Source organism: Streptomyces enissocaesilis, assembly GCF_039533765.1.
In the GTDB taxonomy this organism is placed as follows: domain Bacteria; phylum Actinomycetota; class Actinomycetes; order Streptomycetales; family Streptomycetaceae; genus Streptomyces; species Streptomyces enissocaesilis.
Genome location: NZ_BAAAUD010000018.1, coordinates 99,908 through 121,126 on the forward strand (window position 1 = coordinate 99,908; position 21,219 = coordinate 121,126).

Annotated in this window: 24 protein-coding genes; 16 read left to right on the plus strand and 8 right to left on the minus strand. The window is 69.6% G+C overall.

Translation table 11 applies throughout. The annotated features are described in order from the left end of the window. Positions 1–240: 240 nt before the first annotated feature. Complete coding sequence (locus ABD374_RS08930; RefSeq protein WP_344493216.1) at positions 241–1,590, plus strand: MFS transporter; 1,350 nt, start codon at positions 241–243, stop codon at positions 1,588–1,590. Here ABD374_RS08930 and helR read toward each other — a convergent pair. The 3 genes from helR to ABD374_RS08945 all read right to left on the minus strand — a co-directional run bounded on the left by helR (position 1,577) and on the right by ABD374_RS08945 (position 5,591). Then, positions 1,577–3,748 carry an RNA polymerase recycling motor ATPase HelR gene (gene helR / locus ABD374_RS08935; protein ID WP_344493439.1) on the minus strand — a complete coding sequence of 724 codons (2,172 nt, stop codon included), beginning with the start codon at positions 3,746–3,748 and terminating at the stop codon, positions 1,577–1,579. The genes ABD374_RS08930 and helR overlap by 14 nt on opposite strands. A 289-nt stretch (positions 3,749–4,037) precedes the next feature. Then, a complete protein-coding gene (locus ABD374_RS08940; RefSeq protein WP_344493218.1) occupies positions 4,038–5,255 on the minus strand; it encodes a glycosyltransferase in 1,218 nt (405 codons plus the stop codon). Between the two features lie 192 nt (positions 5,256–5,447). Beyond that, positions 5,448–5,591 carry a hypothetical protein gene (locus ABD374_RS08945; protein ID WP_344493220.1) on the minus strand — a complete coding sequence of 48 codons (144 nt, stop codon included), beginning with the start codon at positions 5,589–5,591 and terminating at the stop codon, positions 5,448–5,450. A 224-nt stretch (positions 5,592–5,815) separates the two neighbouring features. Between ABD374_RS08945 and ABD374_RS08950 the strand changes: the two genes are divergently transcribed. From ABD374_RS08950 to ABD374_RS08990, 9 genes are all read left to right on the plus strand, one after another. Continuing rightward, complete coding sequence (locus tag ABD374_RS08950) at positions 5,816–7,003, plus strand: recombinase family protein (protein WP_344493222.1); 1,188 nt, start codon at positions 5,816–5,818, stop codon at positions 7,001–7,003. After that, the gene (locus ABD374_RS08955) at positions 6,888–7,553 is read left to right on the plus strand and encodes a hypothetical protein (protein ID WP_344493224.1); all 666 of its coding nucleotides are present in this window, start codon (positions 6,888–6,890) and stop codon (positions 7,551–7,553) included. The genes ABD374_RS08950 and ABD374_RS08955 overlap by 116 nt, the downstream gene beginning before the upstream one ends. A 1,910-nt stretch (positions 7,554–9,463) precedes the next feature. After that, positions 9,464–9,970, plus strand: a complete 507-nt coding sequence (locus tag ABD374_RS08960; RefSeq protein WP_344493226.1) for a major capsid protein — start codon at positions 9,464–9,466, stop codon at positions 9,968–9,970. 40 nt (positions 9,971–10,010) lie between these two features. Next, entirely contained in the window at positions 10,011–10,400 is a 390-nt protein-coding gene (locus ABD374_RS08965) for a hypothetical protein (protein WP_344493228.1), read from the plus strand. Positions 10,401–10,559: 159 nt separating this feature from the next. Further along, positions 10,560–11,315, plus strand: a complete 756-nt coding sequence (locus ABD374_RS08970) for a DUF6879 family protein (protein ID WP_344493230.1) — start codon at positions 10,560–10,562, stop codon at positions 11,313–11,315. Next, positions 11,312–12,151, plus strand: a complete 840-nt coding sequence (locus tag ABD374_RS08975; protein ID WP_344493232.1) for a helix-turn-helix domain-containing protein — start codon at positions 11,312–11,314, stop codon at positions 12,149–12,151. Before ABD374_RS08970 ends, ABD374_RS08975 begins: the two co-directional genes overlap by 4 nt. Positions 12,152–12,233: 82 nt before the next feature. After that, a complete protein-coding gene (locus ABD374_RS08980; protein WP_344493234.1) occupies positions 12,234–12,443 on the plus strand; it encodes a hypothetical protein in 210 nt (69 codons plus the stop codon). After that, positions 12,440–12,706, plus strand: a complete 267-nt coding sequence (locus ABD374_RS08985) for a hypothetical protein (protein WP_344493236.1) — start codon at positions 12,440–12,442, stop codon at positions 12,704–12,706. The genes ABD374_RS08980 and ABD374_RS08985 overlap by 4 nt, the downstream gene beginning before the upstream one ends. Positions 12,707–12,747: 41 nt before the next feature. After that, positions 12,748–12,930 (plus strand): DUF7848 domain-containing protein, encoded by a 183-nt coding sequence (locus ABD374_RS08990; protein WP_344493238.1) that lies wholly within the window; start codon positions 12,748–12,750, stop codon positions 12,928–12,930. 90 nt (positions 12,931–13,020) lie between these two features. Here the strand turns inward: ABD374_RS08990 and ABD374_RS08995 are convergent, their stop codons facing one another. Beyond that, on the minus strand, positions 13,021–13,164 hold the full coding sequence (locus tag ABD374_RS08995) for a GntR family transcriptional regulator (protein WP_344493240.1): 144 nt from the start codon (positions 13,162–13,164) through the stop codon (positions 13,021–13,023). Positions 13,165–13,468: 304 nt separating this feature from the next. Between ABD374_RS08995 and ABD374_RS09000 the strand changes: the two genes are divergently transcribed. Next, positions 13,469–13,843 carry a hypothetical protein gene (locus ABD374_RS09000; protein WP_344493241.1) on the plus strand — a complete coding sequence of 125 codons (375 nt, stop codon included), beginning with the start codon at positions 13,469–13,471 and terminating at the stop codon, positions 13,841–13,843. A 127-nt stretch (positions 13,844–13,970) separates the two neighbouring features. On the opposite strand, the gene ABD374_RS09005 is transcribed toward ABD374_RS09000, so the two are convergent. The 3 genes from ABD374_RS09005 to ABD374_RS09015 form a co-directional block, all read right to left on the minus strand. After that, positions 13,971–14,969 carry an isocitrate lyase/PEP mutase family protein gene (locus tag ABD374_RS09005; RefSeq protein WP_344493243.1) on the minus strand — a complete coding sequence of 333 codons (999 nt, stop codon included), beginning with the start codon at positions 14,967–14,969 and terminating at the stop codon, positions 13,971–13,973. A gap of 242 nt (positions 14,970–15,211) precedes the next feature. Continuing rightward, positions 15,212–16,006 carry an ArsR/SmtB family transcription factor gene (locus ABD374_RS09010; RefSeq protein WP_344493245.1) on the minus strand — a complete coding sequence of 265 codons (795 nt, stop codon included), beginning with the start codon at positions 16,004–16,006 and terminating at the stop codon, positions 15,212–15,214. Between the two features lie 14 nt (positions 16,007–16,020). Beyond that, positions 16,021–16,686: a TetR/AcrR family transcriptional regulator gene (locus ABD374_RS09015; protein WP_344493247.1), complete on the minus strand. Its 666-nt coding sequence runs from the start codon at positions 16,684–16,686 to the stop codon at positions 16,021–16,023. A 73-nt stretch (positions 16,687–16,759) separates the two neighbouring features. Here ABD374_RS09015 and ABD374_RS09020 point away from each other — a divergent pair, with 73 nt between their 5' ends. From ABD374_RS09020 to ABD374_RS09035, 4 genes are all read left to right on the plus strand, one after another. After that, positions 16,760–17,911 carry an acyl-CoA dehydrogenase family protein gene (locus ABD374_RS09020; protein WP_344493249.1) on the plus strand — a complete coding sequence of 384 codons (1,152 nt, stop codon included), beginning with the start codon at positions 16,760–16,762 and terminating at the stop codon, positions 17,909–17,911. Between the two features lie 47 nt (positions 17,912–17,958). Then, positions 17,959–18,945 carry a D-2-hydroxyacid dehydrogenase family protein gene (locus tag ABD374_RS09025; protein ID WP_344493441.1) on the plus strand — a complete coding sequence of 329 codons (987 nt, stop codon included), beginning with the start codon at positions 17,959–17,961 and terminating at the stop codon, positions 18,943–18,945. Positions 18,946–19,010: 65 nt separating this feature from the next. Further along, positions 19,011–19,298, plus strand: coding sequence for a YiaA/YiaB family inner membrane protein (locus tag ABD374_RS09030; RefSeq protein ID WP_344493250.1), 288 nt, complete (start codon positions 19,011–19,013; stop codon positions 19,296–19,298). Positions 19,299–19,388: 90 nt separating this feature from the next. Next, positions 19,389–20,039 (plus strand): TetR/AcrR family transcriptional regulator, encoded by a 651-nt coding sequence (locus ABD374_RS09035; RefSeq protein WP_344493252.1) that lies wholly within the window; start codon positions 19,389–19,391, stop codon positions 20,037–20,039. Between the two features lie 42 nt (positions 20,040–20,081). On the opposite strand, the gene ABD374_RS09040 is transcribed toward ABD374_RS09035, so the two are convergent. Continuing rightward, on the minus strand, positions 20,082–20,543 hold the full coding sequence (locus tag ABD374_RS09040; RefSeq protein WP_344493254.1) for a MaoC family dehydratase: 462 nt from the start codon (positions 20,541–20,543) through the stop codon (positions 20,082–20,084). 119 nt (positions 20,544–20,662) lie between these two features. On the opposite strand from ABD374_RS09040, the gene soxR reads away from it, so the two are divergent. Continuing rightward, positions 20,663–21,157: a redox-sensitive transcriptional activator SoxR gene (gene soxR, locus ABD374_RS09045; protein ID WP_344493256.1), complete on the plus strand. Its 495-nt coding sequence runs from the start codon at positions 20,663–20,665 to the stop codon at positions 21,155–21,157. The last annotated feature ends 62 nt before the right edge of the window (positions 21,158–21,219 follow it).

A 21,219-nucleotide genomic window follows, 5' to 3' on the forward strand; every position in this document is an offset into this window, starting at 1 on the left:
CTTCTGGAACGGGCTTTTCCGGCACGCAAGGACCCACGGGCACCACCACGAGCACCCCGGCCGCTTCCCCGCGGCCGGGGCGATCGTGCTGCCCGCACACCGCTCCGCACGGGCGGCGCGGCGGGAGAAAGTCCTGGTGCCGGACCCGTTGACCTCCGTACCATCCGGTCGGTACGGTCCCGGCACATCACGGCGCCACCCCCTCTTCTCCGTCCCCGCACCCACCGGAGTGTGCACCGCATGGACACGGCACCTTCCCCGCTCACGGACGCCACGGCGGCCGCACCGGCCGACCGCCACCGGCGCAAGGTGGCCACTGCGGCCGCCCTCGCCTCCGCCGTCGAGTGGTACGACTACTTCGTCTTCGGCATCGCCGCGGCCCTCGTCCTCGGCGACCTGTACTTCCCGTCCGGCAGTTCGTCGGCGGGCGTGCTCGCCGCCTTCGCCACCTTCGCCGTCGGTTTCCTCGCCCGTCCCGTCGGCGGTGTCATCGCCGGGCAGCTCGGCGACAAGCGCGGCCGCAAGCCGATGCTGGTCCTGGCCCTGACGATGATGGGCCTCGCGACCACCGGCATCGGTCTCCTGCCGACGTACGAGACGATCGGCATCGCCGCTCCCGTCCTGCTCGTCCTGCTCCGCGTGGTGCAGGGCATCGCGGTCGGCGCCCAGTGGGGCGGCGCGATGCTGATGGCCACCGAGTACGCCCCCGAGGGCAAGCGCGGGCTGTACGGCAGCCTGGTCCAGCTCGGCGTCCCCATCGGCGTGGTCACCGCGAACACGGTCTTCCTCGTCGCGGGCGCCACGACCAGCGAGAGCGCCTTCGCGTCCTGGGGCTGGCGGGTGCCGTTCTTCGTCGGCGTCCTCGTGCTCGTCCTCGCCTGGTACATCCACACCCGTGTCGAGGAGACCCCCGCCTTCCGCGAGGCCGAACGCGCCCTGGCCGCGCAGGAGAAGGGCGCGGCCCGCTCACCGCTCCGTACGATCCTGACCAGGCACCTCGGCACGGTGTTCCTGGCCGGCGGGTCCTTCGCGGTCAACACCGCGACCTTCTACATCATCATCACCGGCGTCCTGGACTACGCGACCCGCGAACTCGGCATGGAGCGCAGCGCGGTCCTCACGGTCTCGCTGTGCGTCAGCCTCACCCAGCTCGTCCTCATCCCCGCCTCCGCCGCCCTCTCCGACCACATCGGCCGGCTGCGGATCTACGCGGCGGGCGCGGTGGGGCTGCTGGTGTGGGCGGTGCCGATGTTCCTGCTCATCGACACGAAGTCGCTGCTGTGGCTGGCCGTCGGGACGTTCGTGACCAGTTGTTTCCTCAGCGTCATGTACGGGCCCCAGGCGGCTCTCTTCGCCGAGCTCTTCACGGCCGAGATGCGCTACACGGGCGCCTCGCTCGGCTACCAGATCGCGGCCGTGTTCGGCGGCGGGCTCGCCCCGTTCATGATGGTGCTGCTCCTCGAGGCCACGGGCACGTCGATGGCGGTGTCGGCGTACATCGTCGGCCTCGCGGTGATCGCCCTGATCTCCATCAGGATCCTGGCGAACCGGGCACGGGCCGACCGCCCGGAGGACGTCAGGAGCTCGTGAGGACGACGAGCTGCCGGGTCGCCCGGGTCATCGCGACATAGCGGTCGACCGCTCCTTCGACGCCCTCGCCGAACGCCTGCGGGTCGACGAGGACGACCAGGTCGAATTCGAGCCCCTTCGACAGCTCCGGGGTCAGCGACCGGACGCGGGACGTCGGCCGGAACGCGGGATCACCGATGACGCAGGCGATCCCCTCGTCGTGCGCGGCGAGCCAGGTGTCGAGGACCGTGCCCAGATCCGCGGCGGATCCGTGGACGACGGGGACGCCGCCGCTGCGGATCGAGGCCGGCACGTTGGCGTCCGGGAGCACGGCCCGGATGACCGGCTCGGCTTCCGCCATGATTTCCTCCGGCGTCCGGTAGTTGATGTTCAGCGAGGCCAGGCTGATCCGGTCGAACCCGATCCGCTCCAGCCGTTCCCGCCACGACTCCGTGAACCCGTGCCGGGCCTGGGCGCGGTCCCCGACGATGGTGAAGCTCCGGGACGGGCACCGGAGCAGCAGCATCTGCCACTGGGCGTCCGTCAGCTCCTGCGCCTCGTCCACGACGACGTGCGCGAACGGGCCGGCGAGCAGGTCCGGGTCGGCGCTGGGCAGTTCGGACTCGTCGACCAGACTGACCCGGGCGTCCTCGCCGCGCAGCATCGTCACCAGACCCTCGCCGTCGTCACCGTCGGCGCCGGAGTCGGCCGCGGCCTCGATCAGGTTGTCGACGACCTGCGCCATGCGCTCGCGCTGGGCGGCGAGGACGGCCTCGCGCCGACGCCTGCGCCGGGCCGCCTCCGGGTCCCCGAGCCGCTGCCGTGCCGCGTCCAGGAGCGGCAGGTCGGACACCGTCCAGGCCTGGGGGTCCTCCTCGCGCTGCAACTTCCCGACCTCGTCGGGGCTGAGCCAGGGAGCGCACTTCCGCAGGTAGGCGGGTACCGACCACAGGTCCGCGACCAGGTCGGCCGCCTCGATCAGCGGCCACACGCGGTCGAAGGCGGTGAGCAGCTCCCGGTCCTGCCGCAGCGAGGTGCGGAGCAGGTCGGCCGGGACGTCGTCGTCGTGCTTGTCCACCAGGATCGTGAGCAGCTCCTCCCAGACCTGCTCGCGCGCCTCGTTGTGCGGAGTGCCGGGTTCTGCCGCTTCGAACGCCACGGCCCAGTCGTCGGCGCTCAGCCGGACGTCGGACCAGCGGGTCTCGACCGTCATCCCCTCGGCGGGCGGCTCCTCGTAGAACCTGACGGCCGTCTCGACCGCCTTCACCAGGTTCGCGGACGACTTCAGGCGAGCCACGTGCGGGTCGGTCTCGACCGCTGCCGCGGCCCCCTCGGCGACGAGGTCCCGCAGGGTGCAGGTCTGCACGCCCTCCTCTCCGAGGCTGGGGAGGACGTCGGAGACGTAGGCCAGGTAGGGCCGGTGCGGACCGACGAACAGTACGCCGCCCCGGCGGTGTCCCAGGCGGGGGTCGGAGTGGAGGAGGTAGGCGGAGCGGTGCAGGGCGACGACGGTCTTCCCCGTACCCGGGCCGCCGTCGACGACGAGGGCGCCGCGCGATCCCGCGCGGATGACGGCGTCCTGGTCGGCCTGGATGGTGCCGAGCACGTCCCGCATCCGTGGTGAGCGGTTGGTGCCCAGGCTCGCGATGAAGGCGGACTGGTCGTCGAGCGCGGCGTGCCCGGCGAACCCGTCCGAGGTGAACACCTCGTCCCAGTAGTCGCTGATCCGGCCGCGGGTCCAGCGGTACCTGCGGCGGCTGGCCAGACCCATCGGGTTGGCGTGGGTGGCCCCGAAGAACGGCTCGGCCGCGGGGGAGCGCCAGTCGAGCAGCAGCCGGCGGCCCGAGCTGTCCGTCAGGCCGAGCCGTCCGACGTACACGGGCTCGGAGCCGTCCGCGCCGGCCATGTGTCCGAGGCACAGGTCCAGGCCGAAGCGACGCAGTGCGCGCAGGCGCGTGGTCAGCCGGTGGATCTCCGTGTCCCGGTCCATGGCCTGCCGGCCCAGGCCGCCGGGCGCCTTGCGCTCGGCGGCGAGGCGGTCGGACAGGTCGGCGATCGTCTGGTCGAGGCACTCCGCGACGGCCGCGAAGTGCTGCTCGTCGCCGGCGATCAGTGCCGGGTCGGCCTTGGGGGAGAGGCGGTCGGGAAGGTCGAACGCGCTGGTGGTCAGGGGTTTCATGGGGGTGAGCTCCGATGTGAGGCCGCTTGCGGCCGTGGCGCGCGGCGGGGCGTCCTGGCGGACCGGCGTGACGGACCTGGTGGCCATGACGGGCGACGCTCCGCCTGGCGCGGACCCGCCCGGTGGCCGGTGTCGGTCCAGCTCGCCAGGGCGTGCAGGTTCTCGTGCTCCGGGCACCGGGTGGGGTTTGGGCCTTGGGCCTTGGGCTCTGGGCTCTGGGCTCTGGGCCTGGGGTATGGGTTCTGGTACGACGGTCCCGCGTGGTTCACGCGGGTACGGGCGGCCTTTCTCAGCCGGCCGCGTCGAGCAGCAGCTTCGCGGCCACCGTCGCCCCGTCGGTGCGGACCGTGCCGGCCACGGCCCTCGCTCGTGCGCCGGTCTCGGGGCTCAGGGCCGTCCTGAGCGCGGCCGACAGGGACTCGAGGGTCGGAGCCGGACCGTCGTGCGCCGCGCCGATGCCCAGCTCGGCCACCCGGCCGGCCCAGTACGGCTGGTCCACCGCCTGGGGCACCACCACCTGCGGCGCGCCGGCCCCGGCGGCCGTCGTCGTGGTGCCCGCGCCGCCGTGGTGCACGACGGCGGCCACCCGGCCGAACAGCGCCTGGTGGTTGGCCTCACCGACGGCGAAGCAGTCGTCCCGGTCGTCGATCAGGGCCAGGTCGGCCCAGCCGCGGGAGACGAGTGCGCGGCGGCCCTGCGCGCGGACCGCATCGACGGCCACCCGGGCGGCGTCCTGCGAGGCGTGCATGGGCATGCTGCCGAAGCCCACGTACACCGGTGGTTCGCCGGCCTCCAGGAACGCCACCAGCTCGGCCGGCAGCGGGCGTTCGTCCGGCAGGGTCCACGCGCCGGTCTGTACGACGTCGAGGCCCGGCGTCTCCTGCCACGGGTCCAGCACCGGGTCCGTGGCCAGCCACGGCCGGTCGCCGATGACGTAGTCGCGGACGTTGTCCACCGGGGGCAGGCCGACCGACGCCCGGTTCGTGTTGAGCGCCTCACCGAACAGGGCGTTGATGCTCTGCGCGTCCAGGTCCCACAGCACCCGGCTGTCGGTCACCTCCGGCGGGAACGGCCGGCCCGGATACGTCAGGGGCGGGTGGTGCGGCGACGGCAGGGTGAGCTGCTGGAAGGTCACGGAAACGGAGCGGATGCCCAGTTTCTCGGCCACCGACCGCGCGCCGGCCGCGGCCGGCATCGCCCCGGTCGCCACCAGTGCGTCACACCCTTCGGCCGCCGCGGCGACCGCGTCGAACTGGGCGGCGATCAACTCCGCCGCACGCTGGGGCAGGTTCGCCGACGACGGCAGCGGTGCCCCGGTCATCAGCGCGCGCGCCGGCCGGCCGACCGGCACCAGCTCCACGCCGACACCGGCCAGCAGCTGCGCGAAGTCCTCGTCCGGCGGCGCGCACACCCGTACCTCCGCGCCGAGCACCCGCAACCGCACCGCGAGTCCCACCAGCGGTTCGACGTCCCCACGCGACCCGTACGTCGACAACAACACACGCATTTCGTGGCTCTCACTTCCGCAGATTCCGGCTTCGGCCGATGATTCTGCGGCACGACCGGGGCCTTGCGGCAAGCCCCCCAGTGCGCTATAAGTTAAAAGTGGCAAGGAGAGTACGCACTCCTTGCCTTTGTTTTTTGCCGCCCGCTGTGGACGGACAGCCCCCTCGCGAAGCGCCGCCGCCGCGCAGGGCGATCAGTACAAGGCTGTCAGACCGTTGCTGTTGTAGACGAAGGCGGACTGGACGTCCACAACGATCAAGGCCTCCACGGGAAGCGTGCGGTTGTTCATGCGGCCGTCATGGCTGTCGGCGCTGCGCACCTCCACATGAATTCGCACGCCCCCGCCCCGGTCCCCCGCCCGCGCTGGGGGAGGGGGCGTTCGGGGAAGCGATGGCCCGGGGGGCGGGGCTGCCGCCGGAACCGCACGGCTGACCCCGCGGGGGGCTTTTCCCCTACCCGCCCCTTCCCGATGTTCCAGACTGACACTTCTGGAGTGGTCGGGACATGGTCGCAGCATCGCAGGTCAAGGCGCCGAGGAATGTGCCGGTCTCTACAACGCGTATGGAGACCAACAACCGCCCTACAGGGAGCATCCCCGAGACGCTGCGGGGTGTGCGGTGCATCCGGCTTTCTGTACGGACGGACGAGACGACCAGCCCCGAGCGGCAGCGGGAAGCCGACGACATAGCAGCCACAGCGCTCGGCATCGACTTCGGCGAGGGTGACGGGCTCCGCGAAGCCGTGGACCTGGACGTGTCGGCGTCCAAGATCGGCCCGTTCGACCGTCCTCAGCTCGGCGGGTGGCTGTCTCGCCCGGAGGACTTTGACGCGCTGGTGTGGTGGCGCTTTGACCGTGCCATCCGGTCCATGGGCGACATGCACGAGTTTGCGAAGTGGGCACGCAAACACCGCAAGCTCTTGGTGTTCGCCGAAAGGATCGGCGGGGGCCGACTTGAGTTCGACTTCCGCAACCCCATGAACCCCATGTCCGAACTCATGATGATGATGCTTGCCTTTGCCGCTCAGGTGGAGTCGCAGAGCATCAAAGACCGGGTGACCGGGGCACAGGCAGCCATGCGGAAAATGGTGCTCCGGTGGCGTGGCGGCGGTCGGCCCCCGTACGGATACCTGCCCGCCCCGATGCCCGCCGAGCACGGCGGAGCCGGATGGACCCTCGTACCCGACCCCATCGCGGTGAAGGTCATTGAGCGGATCATTGCCGCGCTGGTGTCCGGCAAGACCCCACACGCGATTGCGAAGATGCTGAACACAGACGGGGCGCTGTCCCCGTCCGCGCACTGGGCTGCTCACCAGGCCCGGATGAAGAACAAGACCGCGGACAGCGAGAGCGCCGGACCGGTGAAGAAGCCCGCACAGTGGCGAGCACAGACCATTACGAAGATGCTCACGAACCCCGCGCTCATGGGCTGGAAGATGCACCAGGGCAAGCCCGTACGGGACGGCCAGGGCGCACCCGTCATGGCCACCGAAACCCCGATCCTCACTCGTGAAGAGTTCGGACCAGGTGGGCGCACTGCTCACCCCCAAGCCCACGGCGGAAAAGGCACCCGAACGCCCCGACTCTTCCGCGCTGTTGCTGCGGGTGATCCACTGTGCGGGATGCGGCAGCCGGATGTACCTCAACAAGTCCTCGGGCAACTACGGGTGCAGCTCGTACAAGTACGGGACGTACTGCGCTGCACCCGCCACCATTCGGGCCTCTTGGGTGGACGACTACGTAACGGATGAGTTCCTGCGGGCTGCCGGGCCGGTGCAGATCACCCACGTAACCGAGATACCGGGGTATGACCCACAGCCCGAGATAGACGCGACCATTGCCGAGATGGAAGATCACGACCAGCAAAAGGACCGGCGTAAGTCCAAAGCAGGCATGGCAGCCTGGCAGCGCCGTGCAGACGCGCTCGATACCCGGCTTGCCGAGCTGGAAGCACGGGAGAAGACCGAACCCCGCCGCAAGGCTGTGCCCACGGGCCGTACGTACGCCGACGACTGGCACAGCGGCGACACCACGGCACGGCGCACGATGCTGGTGGACGCCGGGGCCCATCTGGTGGTCAAGCGTGGCACTAAGGGCGGGTGGCGGACACTGGACACCCGCCGAGTGGAGTTCACCATCAGCGGCGACCTTGACCCCGCCATTGAACCGAACGTCACCGAAGCCGAAAACATCGCAAGCGAGGTACGGGGTGATACCCCGGCACCGGGCATCACGGTTCGGCTCGCCGAGTCCGTCCCGATTACCGAGCCCGTCCCCGAACTGGTGCCGCTCGCTGCATGACCCTCGGTAAGGCTCGGACTGCCCCCGGCCAGAATGGAGCGTCGGGGGTAGGTCCGGTGCCTTACAGGGGTGGCCCTGGGATGCAGTACGACCGGCCCGAACAGCCCCGGTAATCCTCGTGACTGCCGGGGCTTTCCCGTGCCCTCACGTGGACGCTCCGGGGCTCGGCGAGCGGCAGCCGGACCAGCGGGCGAAACCATGACGGTATGACGGTTGAACCTACTTTTTTGAATGCACATAGAAAAATAGAGAGAAAACCAAACAGCTGGTTCAACCGTCATCCCGTCATGGTCGGCCCCCTCGGGAATCTGCTGGACCCCACACCACAGTGAGGGACCGGAACGGGCCCCGAGCGCCCCGCACGGCGGGGGCCGGGAATTCGCCGCTCTCTACAACACAGTGAGAGACCAGGGATTACCGCGCACCCCGCAAGCCCGGAAACGGCGGTCTGAGTGCCCGACTCTCACGAACAGCTCTGCCCGTGCACCACGCACCCTCACCGTTGCTCGGGGGTGGCCGCAGGGGTCATGAGGCAGAGCGCGGGGAGACCACACCGCCCATGAGTAACCACCCCTTGACCGGGGTGCCGAACGGGGTTGCAAGCTCGTGTGGTCTCCCCATCGTGTCCGGACCGGCCCGAGCCGGCGAGGACGAGCAAGCCCGCTGACCCAGCTGATGCACGGATCGATGCAGATGCCTCCGGAAACGTTGGCTACGTCGGCGCCGACTAGTCCTGGCTCGCCCGCATCAGAAGACGTAGGGATTACTTGACCGCACGGATGTGCCGCAGTTGTCGGTCCAGGTGTCGCGGCAGACTGGCCGGGCGGGAAGCCTCGTCGTCGAAGTCTGTATCTCTACGCATGACCGCAGAACACCGGATCTCGCGCGGTAGGTCAAATTCCGCAGATATCAGGACACTCTTTTGGTTGGAAAGGGCGGGAATGCCCAACCCCTCACTCTCTGCTGTGTCCTCACCGGCTACCGCGATGTGAGCCACGCGGCGAGCGAGCTTCCCGTGGCCGTGGCGAGAGCTGCCACCAGCCATCCGGGGACGCGATGGATGGTCACGTGGAGCACGCTGCCGCAGCGGAGTTCAAATGCGGGGCGTTGTTCACGGTCGCTCGGCATGGCTACCTCTCGTCGATTGCCTGCTAGGGGAGCACGGGAAATGGGGAAATGGTTCACCGCCGTGAACCCTCGTGCGCGGGTGCGTCAGGTTCCTGATCCTACCTGCACCGGTTACAGAGAGTGACATCTATCAACCTTGATAGGTGTGCGGCTCGGTCAATGGCACAACACCCGCTTGCTTATGGCCAGGGGTTACTGGGAGTCCCGCGGGAGTCCCTTTCATGTCCGTCTGACGACAACCCCACTCGCATCGGAGGTGCCCCCATGCCCCGTAAGCCTCGCCCCCCGTGTTCTGTCCCCGGCTGCCCCGAACTCACCACGGGCGGACGCTGCCCGACACATGCGAGGGAAGCCAACCGAGACCGTGCCTCACGTGGTGGGGCGGTCTACACCACACGGTGGCAGCGCATCCGAAAGGCATACCTGTACGCCAACCCGTGGTGTGTGCTGTGTGGTCGTACCGCCAACGTGGCAGACCACTTCCCTTTGTCAAGGCGCGAGTTGATCGCTCGGGGTGAGGCGAATCCGGATGCTCCGAAGCATCTGCGCCCGGTGTGCACGAGGTGCCACAACGGCGAGACGGCACGCAATCAGCCGGGCGGATTCGCTGCTGAGGCTCGCTCACGGCGTGAGGCGTCCGAACCTCCGCCGTTCTGACCAGGGAGTGCCCTCCTTCCCCTCTACTCGCTGAGCGGGCGGGAGGCAAAAAACTCGCGTGGCTCATTTGAGCGTTTCTGTGAGCCGCGTACATATCGGATCAACCAATACGAGGAGGAATTACCTTGACTCTCACCCTTACCGAATCCGCAAAGCTCACCCTTGACAAGCTTCAGTGCGGTGTAATCGAGACTTTCGTTCAGGAGTCGCCGATCCTGGACAGGCTGCCGCTTATTCAGGTGGAGGGAAGCGCGTTCAAGTACAACGAGGAATCCAGCCTCCCCGGGGTGTCCTTCCGCGCTGTAAACGAGGCGTACCCGGAGAGCGCCGGAACTCTTAACCAGCGCATCGAAACACTGGAGATCCTTGGTGGCGATGCAGACGTAGACAAGTTAATCGTCCAGACCCGAGGAAACCTCAGTGATCAGCGCGCGATTCAGACACACATGAAGGTCAAGGCTGCCTCTATCCACTTCGCTGACCAGTTCTTCAACGGGGACGTCACGGTGAACCCGAAGGGGTTCGACGGGCTTCTCAAGCGGCTGGTCGGCCGACAGGTCGTCGATGCCACGGGGGAAGGGTCCCGTTGTCAACGGACACGACTTCTTCGACCTGCTCGACACCCTGACTAACCAGGTACGGGGCATCGACGGCACGAACGGCGCGCTCTACATGAATGCTGCTCTGCGGGCCAAGATTGCGTCCGGGTTCCGACGGCTTGGGGGTAGTGAGCTGCTGACCAAGGAGATAGCAGGAAAGCCGACCACCATGTGGAACGGAATCCCGCTCCTGGACGTCGGCCAGCGACTGGACGGCACGGACGTGCTGCCGCTGACAGTCGAGACCGGAGGTGCTGAGACCGGTGACATCTACGCCGTTCGCTTCGGGGCTTCGGAAGCGGACGCCGGACTCTCCGGCCTCACCAATGGCGGCGTCCAGGTCACGGATCTGGGCGAGTCGCACGACAAGCCGGTCTACCGAACCCGCATCGACTTCTACTGTGGCCTGGCGCTGTTCGGCGGGAAGGCTGCGGCGCGCTTGACTGGCGTACTGAACGGCTGACCACATCACAGAGCCCCCGTGCTCGCCACCCCTCGGGGCGGTGGGTGCGGGGGCTTTCTTGATGCCGCCGACAAGCGAATATTTGAGAATCATGCCTGGTGGTTGGCGAATCCCTACCTCATGCTGTGCCTGTTGTGTCCGACAGAGAGGGGAACGGTCATGGCAAGACGACTGAGGGTGCTGGGGAGTACGTCCGGAGTCGGGGACTGTCCGACGCTGTACGAGGACGTAACAACCGGGGAAGTCCTCGTACAGGGCGACGCCGTGACCGACCCCAACGATGTCAGCCAGCTCCGATACGTCAAGGACAGTGAGGCGTTCGTGGTTGTCCCGCGTGAGCTGCTGGTGAACTTCGCTCCCAAGGAGGCCGTGCACGTGCCGGAGTTCGTTCCTCAAAAGAAGATCAACGAGTTCATCAACGACGGTTTCGAGCACACCGCCTGGCGGCTGGAGACTCAGACGGGGTACGCGTCCGATCAGGCCATGCCGTCGTACCAAGAATTCCTACGCACCGGGGACACCGCCGGCGAGGTCGGACATCCCTGGTTCGAGAACGTCCGGCGCATGGTTGCCGCGGGGAAACGCTTCGAGCGCGTACGGATTGTGGACACTCCGCCGACCACCGGGCAGCGGTACTTGTTGGCCTGCGCGCGCACGAACGTCGCCGCCGGGGAAGACATCCGCTGCCTGTGGCGCGAGGACGCCGAACGGCGCCACCTGGACCTGTCATCAGAGTTCTGGCTGTTCGACTCCCGCACCGTGGCACGCTTCCACTTTGACGGTGAGCGCACCATCGGCATGGAACTGATCACCGACCCTGCCGAAGTACTGCGGGCCTGCCAGGTGCGGGACGCCGCATGGCACTACGCGACGCCGTACCGAGAATTCACGGCTCAGGTACCGTCCGCTGAGTGAGCACCGACTACCAGCAAGCCCGGATCTCCCTTGGCGTGCGGCTGCGTGAGCTGCGCACCGAGGGCGGGCTGACCGGGCGTGCACTCGCCGCCCGGTTGGGCTGGACGCAATCGAAGGTCAGCAAGCTGGAGAACGGCAAGCAGACTCCCACTGCTGCCGATCTCAGCGCATGGGCGGACGGGACCGGGCACCCGGAGTGCACGGCGGAACTGGTGGGGCGGCTTCGAGGTCTTGAGACGCAGTACCGCTCATGGCGTCGTCAACTTGCCGGCGGTTATCGCGCCGTTCAGGAGGCGCACTGGATGCAGGCGCGGCAGACCCACAAACGCCGTAGCTTTGACCCCGCACTGATTCCCGGACTGTTGCAGACTGCTGACTACGCTCGCGCGGTCCTCTCCCGTTATGCAGCCATCCATACTGCCCCGCGTGACCTTGAAGCTGCCGTACAGGCGCGTATGGGGCGGCAAGACATCCTCAGCGACCAGAGCCGCGCTTTCCACTTCCTCATCTGGGAAGGGGCGCTACGCGCGCGCCCCTGCACGCCTCCGGTTCTTTCGGCGCAGCTTGAGCGCATTGTGAGCCAACTCGGAGCGGGGCATGTCCGGGTCGGCATCGTGCCCTTCGACGCGGACATGCAGCTTCCCGCCGGAGTCGGGTTCTCCCTCCACGACGATCGGCTTGTGATCACTGAGGTGTGGCACGCCGAAATGTGGTTGGACGACCCCGAGGACGTGGCGTTGCACTCCCGCGCGTGGGAAGCGCTGGAGCGTAGCGCCGTCTACGGCCCCGAAGCGCACAGGGTCATCGTTCGTGCGCAACATGCATTGGGCGCGTGAGAATCACGGAGAATCACGCCACTGTCGTTGGGGGCTGGATCCCTAGCGTGGTCGTCATCCAGACCATGCAAGGGGGCACACCGTGACCAAGCCGCTGACGTACCTCGGGCCGCCCGTTGAGCTGCCGTTGAGACTCGACGCGGACCCTTCCCCACAGCCGGGGTGCGACGTGTGCGGTGCTTTGGCCGCCGAGCGCGGCGAAGCGCGCGCAGTGGGGGACATGTCCAAGGTCTCGGACGTGAATGTCGAGATCCGGCAGCATCCCCACGCGAAGCGGAGGGTGCGGGCGTGATTCCCATGGAGCAGTGCAAGAGTGCCCGCGCCAATGCCGAGCACCTTGCGGCGCTGTTGCGTTCCGCGCTCAGGCGGGCAGGGATCCCGGACGACGAAGCGGGCAAGGTTCGCCCCCTGGTGACCGCCACGGGGCGGGCCTACGTTCAGTTCGGAGCCTTGCCACTCCGCGATGCGGTGAAGCTGCTGGAGGCTCTGGCGCGGAACCAGCCGACACCTCACGGCGCAGACGTGCTCACGCTCTCCGACGAGGCGTTCGGATGAGGCGCGCTGTCATGCGTCATGTGGCCCATACCATCCGTCGTGTGCCAGGGAGTGGCGTCACCGCCCAAGTGTTCTGCATGGCGAGCGGGTGCGGTGAGAACTCCGGCCGCAAGGGCGACCCTGACAGCGTTCAGGACTGGGCATTGCGGCACACCGGACGCACCGGGCACGCCCTGTTCCGCCGCGACTTCACCGATCAAGCCCGCGTGACCCGCGTCGAGTAGATCCCGACTCGCTGGGCGACGGCGAACAAGACAGCCCGGCCCGTCGGCTCTGGCCCCGTTCATGTGCTGCCCCATGGCGCATGAACGGGGCTACCCGTCGTTCTGACGCTGGTTCTCGCCGCTGCGTTCATGGACATATGTTCCACGGCTGGGCACGGTGTAGACGAGCCCATTGTCTCGCAGCACGGCGAGGGCGGACCGCACCGTATTGCGCGCGACGCCGTACCGCTCCACCAACTCTTTCTCAGACGGGACCGGACTGCCGGGGGGGCAGCTCTCCGCGCTCGATGTCCTGCGTCAGGTCGGCGGCAATCTGCCGGAAGGGCGGTTCGGGTGCCCGGTGATCGATTTCGCGCGCTGCCATGGGCTGAAGCGTAGACAACCGGCCAATACTCAGCACACACCTGGACAGGGTTGAACAGGGCTAGACGTGCCTATACCGGTTGCCCTAGCGTCAGGCATGAAAATGCCCCGACAAACCGCGTAGGACCGGTTCGCCGGGGCTAAGCCGAGACAGCTTGTAGGAGCTGAACGACCTATGCGCGATGTTATCGCCCGTGCCCTTTCCTGGGTGCTCTCCGTCCTCGCCCCTCGCCGGCCCGGACGCCACTCCGCCACATTCCTCGCCGAACTGCCCGAGCCGACCGCCGAGCCCGCCCCGGTTGACCCGTGGTCCAAGCCGTGGCCGACGCCGACCCCCGAGCACATCCGAGCCCTGTACACACCGCTGCGGGGTGAAGACGTGGCACTCACCCGCCCGTACGTCCTCGCCGAAACCACGATGGAACTCGGGGTGATCGGGGAACGTCGCCGGGCTGCCGCATTCGCAACGCTCGGCGTGGACTACCCGTACAGCTACCCCGGAGCCCCCTTCCCCCGGTCCGCATTCGCCGCTGCGGGGGTGAGCGCGTGACCCGCGAAGCACTCACCAACGAACTGCCCGCCGTGAACGTGGCGCTCTGCATCGAGTGCCACAAGCTCACCAACGCCCCGGTGGCTGTCCGCTGGATTCAGAGCAACAGCGGCCCCGGAACAACCCTCTACGCGTGCCCGGACCATGCGGCGGAAAACTCGCCCCTGGTCCCGTGCCCGGAGAGCTGGAGCGGGGCGCGTAGCCCCTCGCGGAGAGCAAGACGCCCCGTCCGGACCATGCGCCGGACGGGGCTCCCGTAGAACACGTACTTTGGGACATCGGGGCTTCCCGAACCGGGGGACGAACCCCCGCGGGGCGGACCCTCGTCCTGCTTCCCGTACGAGTCCGCCCATCCGTCAGCCACCGCGTACGCCGGCACGCCCGCGACGTCCACCCCGCCGCCCCGGGCCACCGCCCCCGCCACGTCCACCGCGTGCTGAACGGCCGCCCGGAACAGCAGGGACCCCGTGCTGACCCTGGCCACGCCCAGTTCGGCCAGCCGTGCGAGCGTCGACCGCCCCGGGGCGTACAGGATGTTGAGCGGCGCCTCGTACCCGGCCGTCAGGGCCGAGATGACGGACTCGTCCCGCAACCCCGGCACGAACAAGCCGTCCGCGCCCGCCTCCTGGTAGGCGGACAGCCGGCGCGTCGTCCCGTCCGCGTGGCCCGGCAGCCAGTACGTGTCCGTGCGCGCGTTGACGAACAGCGCCGGCGCGGCCGCCTTCACCGCGCCGATCAGCTCCTGCTGGTACGCCACCGGCGCGAGCGTGCCGTCGGGGCGCCCGTCCTCGATGTTCACCCCGGCCACCCCCGCCCGTGCGAGCTCCGCCGCCAGCTCCGCGACCCCGGCCGGGTCCAGGCCGAACCCGCCCTCGATGTCCACGGTCGCCGGGACCGGCAGCCGGGCGAGCGAGGTGCCCAGACGGACGGTCTCCTCGCGTGCCGCGCCGGTCGCGTCCGGTTTTCCGGCCGCCGACGCGACCCCGAGGCTGGTCGTCCCGACGGCGGCGAAACCGGCCTCGGCGAGCGCGGCGGCGGAGGCGTGGTCCCAGGCGTTGGGGAGGACCAGCGGGTTGCCGGGGCGGTGGTGCAGGGCGCGGAACACGTCGTACCGGTGCCGGTTCATGAGCGGGTCTCCTCCAGGAGTACGTCGAGTACGCCGCAGGCCAGTGCCAGGGCGTGCCGAGATCCGGGGCACGGGCGGATGCCGTGGCCGAAGGGGGCGCCGGCGGACGCCAGGTCCAGGGATGCTTCGCTGCCCTCGGGTATACGGGCCGGCCGTGCAGGGCGGCCCCGGCAGGAGCGGAGGCGCGGAGGGGCTGGGGGGCCGGAGCGTGCCGCTCCGGAGCAACGAAGTTCCGGCCCGCCTCAGTCGCGGGCCGGCGTCCGCAGGAGCGTCCCCGGCTCGATCCCCAGCGCCTCGCGCAGCGCCCGTCCCCCCTCCGGCGTCACCTTCACCGCCCGCCCCGAACCGATCCGTACGCACCATCCCGCATCCAGCGCATGACGGCACAGCGCCGCTCCCGCCACCCCCGCCAGGTGCGGCCGGCGCTCCGTCCAGTCGAGGCAGGCGCGCACCAGCGGCCGTCGGCCCGTGTGCTCCAGACCGATGCCCAGCGCGCCGAACCAGCCCACTCCCTCGTCCGTGAGGGCGAAGCCCGCGTCCTGCCGCAGCAGGCCGCGCGCGGTCATCGCGTCCACGATCACGGTGCCGATCCGCCCGGCCAGGTGGTCGTAGCACGTGCGCCCGCGCGCCATGGCGCTGCTCGCACTCGCCGCCCGCAGTGAGCGGGGCGGGCCCGGCCGCTCGCCGGCCGGTGGCGCCGCCTGTGCGGCGAGGTCCTCGACGAGGTGCGCCGCCCGCGCGTCGGCGAGCCGGACGTACCGGTGCCTGCCCTGCCGCTCCTCGGCGAGGAGCCCGCCACCGACGAGCTTGCCGAGGTGTTCGCTCGCGGTCGACGCGGCCACCCCCGCGTGGCGCGCCAGTTCGCCGGCCGTCCAGGCCCGCCCGTCGAGCAGTGCCAGGCAGAAGGAGGCCCGGGTCTCGTCGGCGAGGAGCGCGGCGAGCGCCGCGAGGCGGCCCGCGGGGGAAGAGGGGGAGGGGGAGGAGGCGGGAGAAGGGGAACGGGAAGGGGAAGGGGCGGGGGAGTCGTGGGGCGCCATGGTCCCAGGGTGCGTCACGGACGGTTCGGCGCGGGCCGAACCGTTCCCAACTGCGCGTACTGGAGCGCCAAGCCGTCGACGAGCGCTCGCAGCCCCGTCTCGAAGGCGCCCTCGTCGACCTTCTGCCGCCGCTCGGCGAGCAGATGGGCCTGGCCGAGGTGCGGATAGTCCGCCGGGTCGTACGCCGTCTCGTCGTCGACGAAGCCGCTCGCGAACGAGCCGAGCGCCGATCCGGTGATGAAGTACCGCATCAGCGCACCGATGTACGTCGCCTGGGCCGGCGGCCACCCCGCCCTGACCATCGCGCCGAACACGGCGTCGGCGACCCGCAGTCCCGCGGGCCGCCGCCCCGGCCCCCGCGCCAGCACCGGGACGATGTTGGGGTGTTCGGTGAGCGCCGCGCGGTAGGAGACGGCGTAGTCGTGCAGCGCGGTCCGCCAGTCGCGGCCGTCCGCCGGATCGAACATCGACAGGTCGACCTTGGCGCTGACCGTGTCGGCGACCGCGTCGAGGATCTCGTCCTTGTTGCGGAAGTGGTTGTAGAGGGACGGCCCGCTGACCCCGAGCTCGGCGGCGAGCCGGCGCGTGGAGACCGCGTCGAGCCCCTCGGAGTCCACGAGCGCACCCGCCGCGCCCACGATGCGGTCACGGCTGAGGAGGGGCTTGCGCGGTCGGGCCATGCGGCACATAGTAGGCATGCCAACAAGAAACTAGCAGTGCTAATTAAACGCTCATGAAAAGTGGGGTGCCGGGATGAATCTGGAGCTCAGCGAGGAACAGACCGCGGTGCGGCAGCTCGCCAAGGACTTCACCGACCGCGAGATCACGCCGCACGTCGTCGCCTGGGACCGGGCCGAGAGCGTCGACCGCGGAGTCGTGAAGAAGCTCGGCGCCCTCGGCTTCCTCGGTCTGACGATCCCCGAGGAGTACGGGGGCTCCGGCGGCGACCACCTCGCGTACTGCCTCGTCACCGAGGAACTCGGCCGCGGCGACTCCTCGGTGCGCGGCATCGTGTCCGTATCGCTCGGTCTGGTCGCCAAGACCATCGCGCACTGGGGCACCGAGGAGCAGAAGCGGCAGTGGCTGCCCGGTCTCACCTCCGGCGACCTGGTCGGCTGCTTCGGACTCACCGAACCCGGCACGGGCTCCGACGCCGGCAACCTCACCACCCGCGCCGTGCGCGACGGCGACACGTACGTCGTCAACGGCTCCAAGATGTTCATCACCAACGGCACCTGGGCCGACGTGGTGCTGCTCTTCGCCCGCTCCACCGACGCCCCCGGCCACAAGGGCGTCTCCGCGTTCCTGGTGCCCACCGACACCCCGGGCCTCACCCGCCGCGAGATCCACGGCAAGCTCGGGCTGCGCGGCCAGGCCACCGCCGAGCTGTTCCTGGAAGACGTACGGGTCCCCGCCTCCGCGATGCTGGGAAGCGAGGGCAAGGGCTTCTCGGTCGCCATGTCCGCTCTCGCCAAGGGCCGCATGTCGGTCGCGGCGGGCTGTGTCGGCATCGCCCAGGCGGCCCTGGACGCGGCGGTGAAGTACGCGTCCGAGCGCGAGCAGTTCGGCAGGACCATCGCCCACCACCAGCTCGTCCAGGAGCTGATCACCGACATCGCGGTGGACGTGGACGCCGCCCGCCTGCTGACCTGGCGCGTCGCCGACCTGATCGACCGCGGCGAACCGTTCGTCACCGAGGCGTCCAAGGCGAAGCTCTTCGCCTCCGAGGCCGCCGTGCGCGCCGCGAACAACGCCCTCCAGGTCTTCGGCGGTTACGGCTACATCGACGAGTACCCGGCCGGCAAGCTGCTGCGCGACGCCCGTGTGATGACGCTCTACGAAGGCACCAGCCAGATCCAGAAGCTCGTCATCGGCCGCGCCCTGACGGGGGTCTCCGCTTTCTGAACCGGCCTGCGTACTAACGTCATACCTCCGTGACCGGAGGGATGACGATGAAGCTGCGCTGCGCCGTGCTCGACGACTACCAGGGCGTCGCCCTGTCCGCCGCCGACTGGTCCCGCCTGGCCGACGCGGTGGAAGTGACGTCGTACCGGCGGCACTTCGCCGACGAGGACGAGCTGGCCGAAGCGATCGGCGACTGCGAGATCGTCGTCGTGATGAGGGAGCGCACGCCGTTCACCGGCCGGCTGCTCGCCCGGCTGCCCCGCCTCCGGCTCCTGGTCACCTCGGGGATGCGCAACGCGTCCATCGACCTCGACGCCGCCGCGCGGCGCGGAGTCACGGTGTGCGGGACGGCGAGCAGCTCCGAGCCGCCGGTCGAGCTCACCTGGGCGCTGATCCTCGGGCTGGCCCGGCAGGTGGTACGGGAGAACACGGCCCTGCGCGAGCACGGCCCGTGGCAGAGCACCGTCGGCGCCGACCTGTACGGCAGCCGCCTGGGGCTGCTGGGTCTCGGCAGGACCGGCAGCAGGGTGGCGCGGATCGGCAGGGCCTTCGGCATGGAGGTGACGGCCTGGAGCCGGAACCTGACCGCCGAGCGGGCGCGGGCCGAGGACGTCCGGCTCGCGTCCTCCAAGGAGGAGCTGCTCGAAACCAGCGACTTCGTCTCGGTCCACCTGGTGCTCGGCGACCGGACCCGCGGGCTGCTCGGCCCGGACGAGCTGAAGCGGATGCGGCCCTCGGCCTACCTCGTCAACACCTCGCGCGCCGCCGTCGTGGACCAGGCGGCGCTCGTCCGGGCGCTGCGCGAGGGGTGGATCGCCGGCGCCGGCGTGGACGTGTTCGAAACGGAGCCGCTCCCCGACGGCCACGCGCTGCGCTCGCTGCCGAACCTGCTCGCCACGCCGCACCTCGGCTACGTGACCGGACGCAACTACCGCACCTACTACGAGCAGGCGGTGGAGGACATCGCCGCCTTCCTGGAGGGAAACCCGGTCCGGCGGCTCCGAGGGCGCGAAGTGAGCGCGCACGTGGAGTGAGTGAGTACGTGAAGTGAGTACGGGAGCGGATGCGGCCCGCGCCGCCCCCGCCCATGCTGTCGGTCATGAGCGACACACCGGTCAAGCAGCAGAACACGACGGCGTACTACGGACAGGCCGTCGCCGCCTTCGTGACGGCCCTGGGCGCGGTGACCCTGGGCATCCTCTCCATGGACGCCGACCCCTGGGTGCGCGCCTTCCTCGGCATCGGCGTCCTGTACCTGGTGACCTCCGCCTTCACCCTCGCCAAGGTGATCAGGGACCGGCAGGAGGCCGGGCAGATCGTGAGCCGCGTCGACCAGGCCCGCCTGGAGAAGCTCCTCGCCGAGCACGACCCGTTCCAGAAGCTCTGAGACCTCTGAGACCGGGCAGGCTCTAAGCGCTTGCTCACCTTCGGGGTATGGTGTGCGTTCCTGCGGGACGGAAGACGGAAGGGGCGAGCCATGAGCGCGGCGGACGGGACGGCCGGCCAGACGACCGACGAGACGGCCGACGGCGTGGACAAGCCGTGGGGCGAGGTCACCCCCGAGGCGGCCAGGAAGCTGCTGGTCGCCGCCGTCGAGGCGTTCGCCGAGCGGGGCTACCACGCGACCACGACCCGCGACATCGCCGGCCGCGCGGGGATGAGCCCCGCCGCGCTCTACATCCACTACAAGACGAAGGAAGAGCTCCTTCACCGGATCAGCCGCATCGGCCACGACAAGGCCCTGAAGATCCTCCAGGCAGCGGCGGACGGCTCCGGCACGGCCGCCGAGCGGCTCGACGGCGCCGTACGCTCCTTCGTCCGCTGGCACGCGGAGCGGCACACCACGGCGCGCGTCGTCCAGTACGAACTCGACGCGCTCAGCGAGGAGCACCGCACCGAGATCGTCGAACTGCGCCGCCGCAGCGACGCCGCCGTACGCCGCATCCTGAACGACGGTGTGAAGGCCGGGGAGTTCGACGTCCCGGACGTCCCGGGCACCACCCTCGCCGTGCTGTCGCTGTGCATCGACGTGGCACGCTGGTTCAACGCGCAGGGGCGCAGGACGCCCGACGAGGTCGGCGCGCTGTACGCCGACCTCGTCCTGCGGATGGTCACCGCTCAGAAGTAACCCGGAAGCGGCGACGGCAGCGGCGGCAGCAGTCGCAGCGGCTCAGAAGTAGTAGCGGGACACCGACTCCGCCACGCACGCCGGCTTGTCGCCGCCCTCGCGCTCCACCGTGACGACGGCCGTCACCTGTACGCCGCCGCCCGCCTCCGTGACCTCCTTGAGCACCGCCGTCGCGCGCAGCCGCGAGCCGACCGGCACGGGGGACGGGAAGCGCACCTTGTTGGTGCCGTAGTTGATGCCCATCTTCACGCCCTCGACCCGCATGATCTGCGGTACGAGCGCCGGCAGCAGCGACAGGGTCAGGTAGCCGTGCGCGATCGTCGTTCCGAACGGGCCCGCCGCGGCCTTCTCCGGGTCCACATGGATCCACTGGTGGTCGCCGGTGGCCTCGGCGAAGAGGTCGATCCGCTTCTGGTCGACGTCCAGCCACTCGCTGTGCCCCAGCTGCTCGCCCACCCCGGCGCGCAGTTCCTCGGCGGAAGTGAAGATCCTCGGCTCTGCCATGTCCCGGCCCCTGCCTCTCATGCGGCTGCGTACGCGCGTTCCGACGGCTTGTCTAAGCGCTTGCTCAGCATGGTTCGGCTCCGGTGTTCTGTCAACGACGGGGCAGTAGGGTTCGAGGAGTGCCGCAGATACCAGAGAAGATCCACGAACTCACGGTCGGCCAGCTGTCAGCGCGCAGCGGCGCCGCCGTGTCCGCCCTCCACTTCTACGAGTCCAAGGGCCTGATCAGCAGCCGCCGGACCACGGGCAACCAGCGGCGCTACGGCCGTGACGCGCTGCGCCGCGTCGCCTTCGTGCGCGCGGCGCAGCGCGTCGGCATCCCGCTCGCGACGATCAGGAACGCCCTGGCGGAACTCCCCGAGGAGCGCACCCCCAACCACGAGGACTGGGCGCGGCTCTCCGAGGCGTGGCGCTCGGAACTGGACGAGCGGATCAAGCAGCTCGGCCGGCTCCGCGATCACCTCACCGACTGCATCGGCTGCGGCTGTCTGTCGCTGGAGACCTGCGTGCTGTCCAACCCGGACGACGTCTTCGGCGAGCGCATGTCCGGCTCCCGGCTGCTCCCCGAACGCCGGAGCTCCTCGCGGGACCGCAAGAAGCAACCGGGCGCCTGAGCCGCGGCGGCGCCCCCCCCCGCGAGGCGGTGGGCGGCGACGAGGCGGGCGACGGCGGGCGC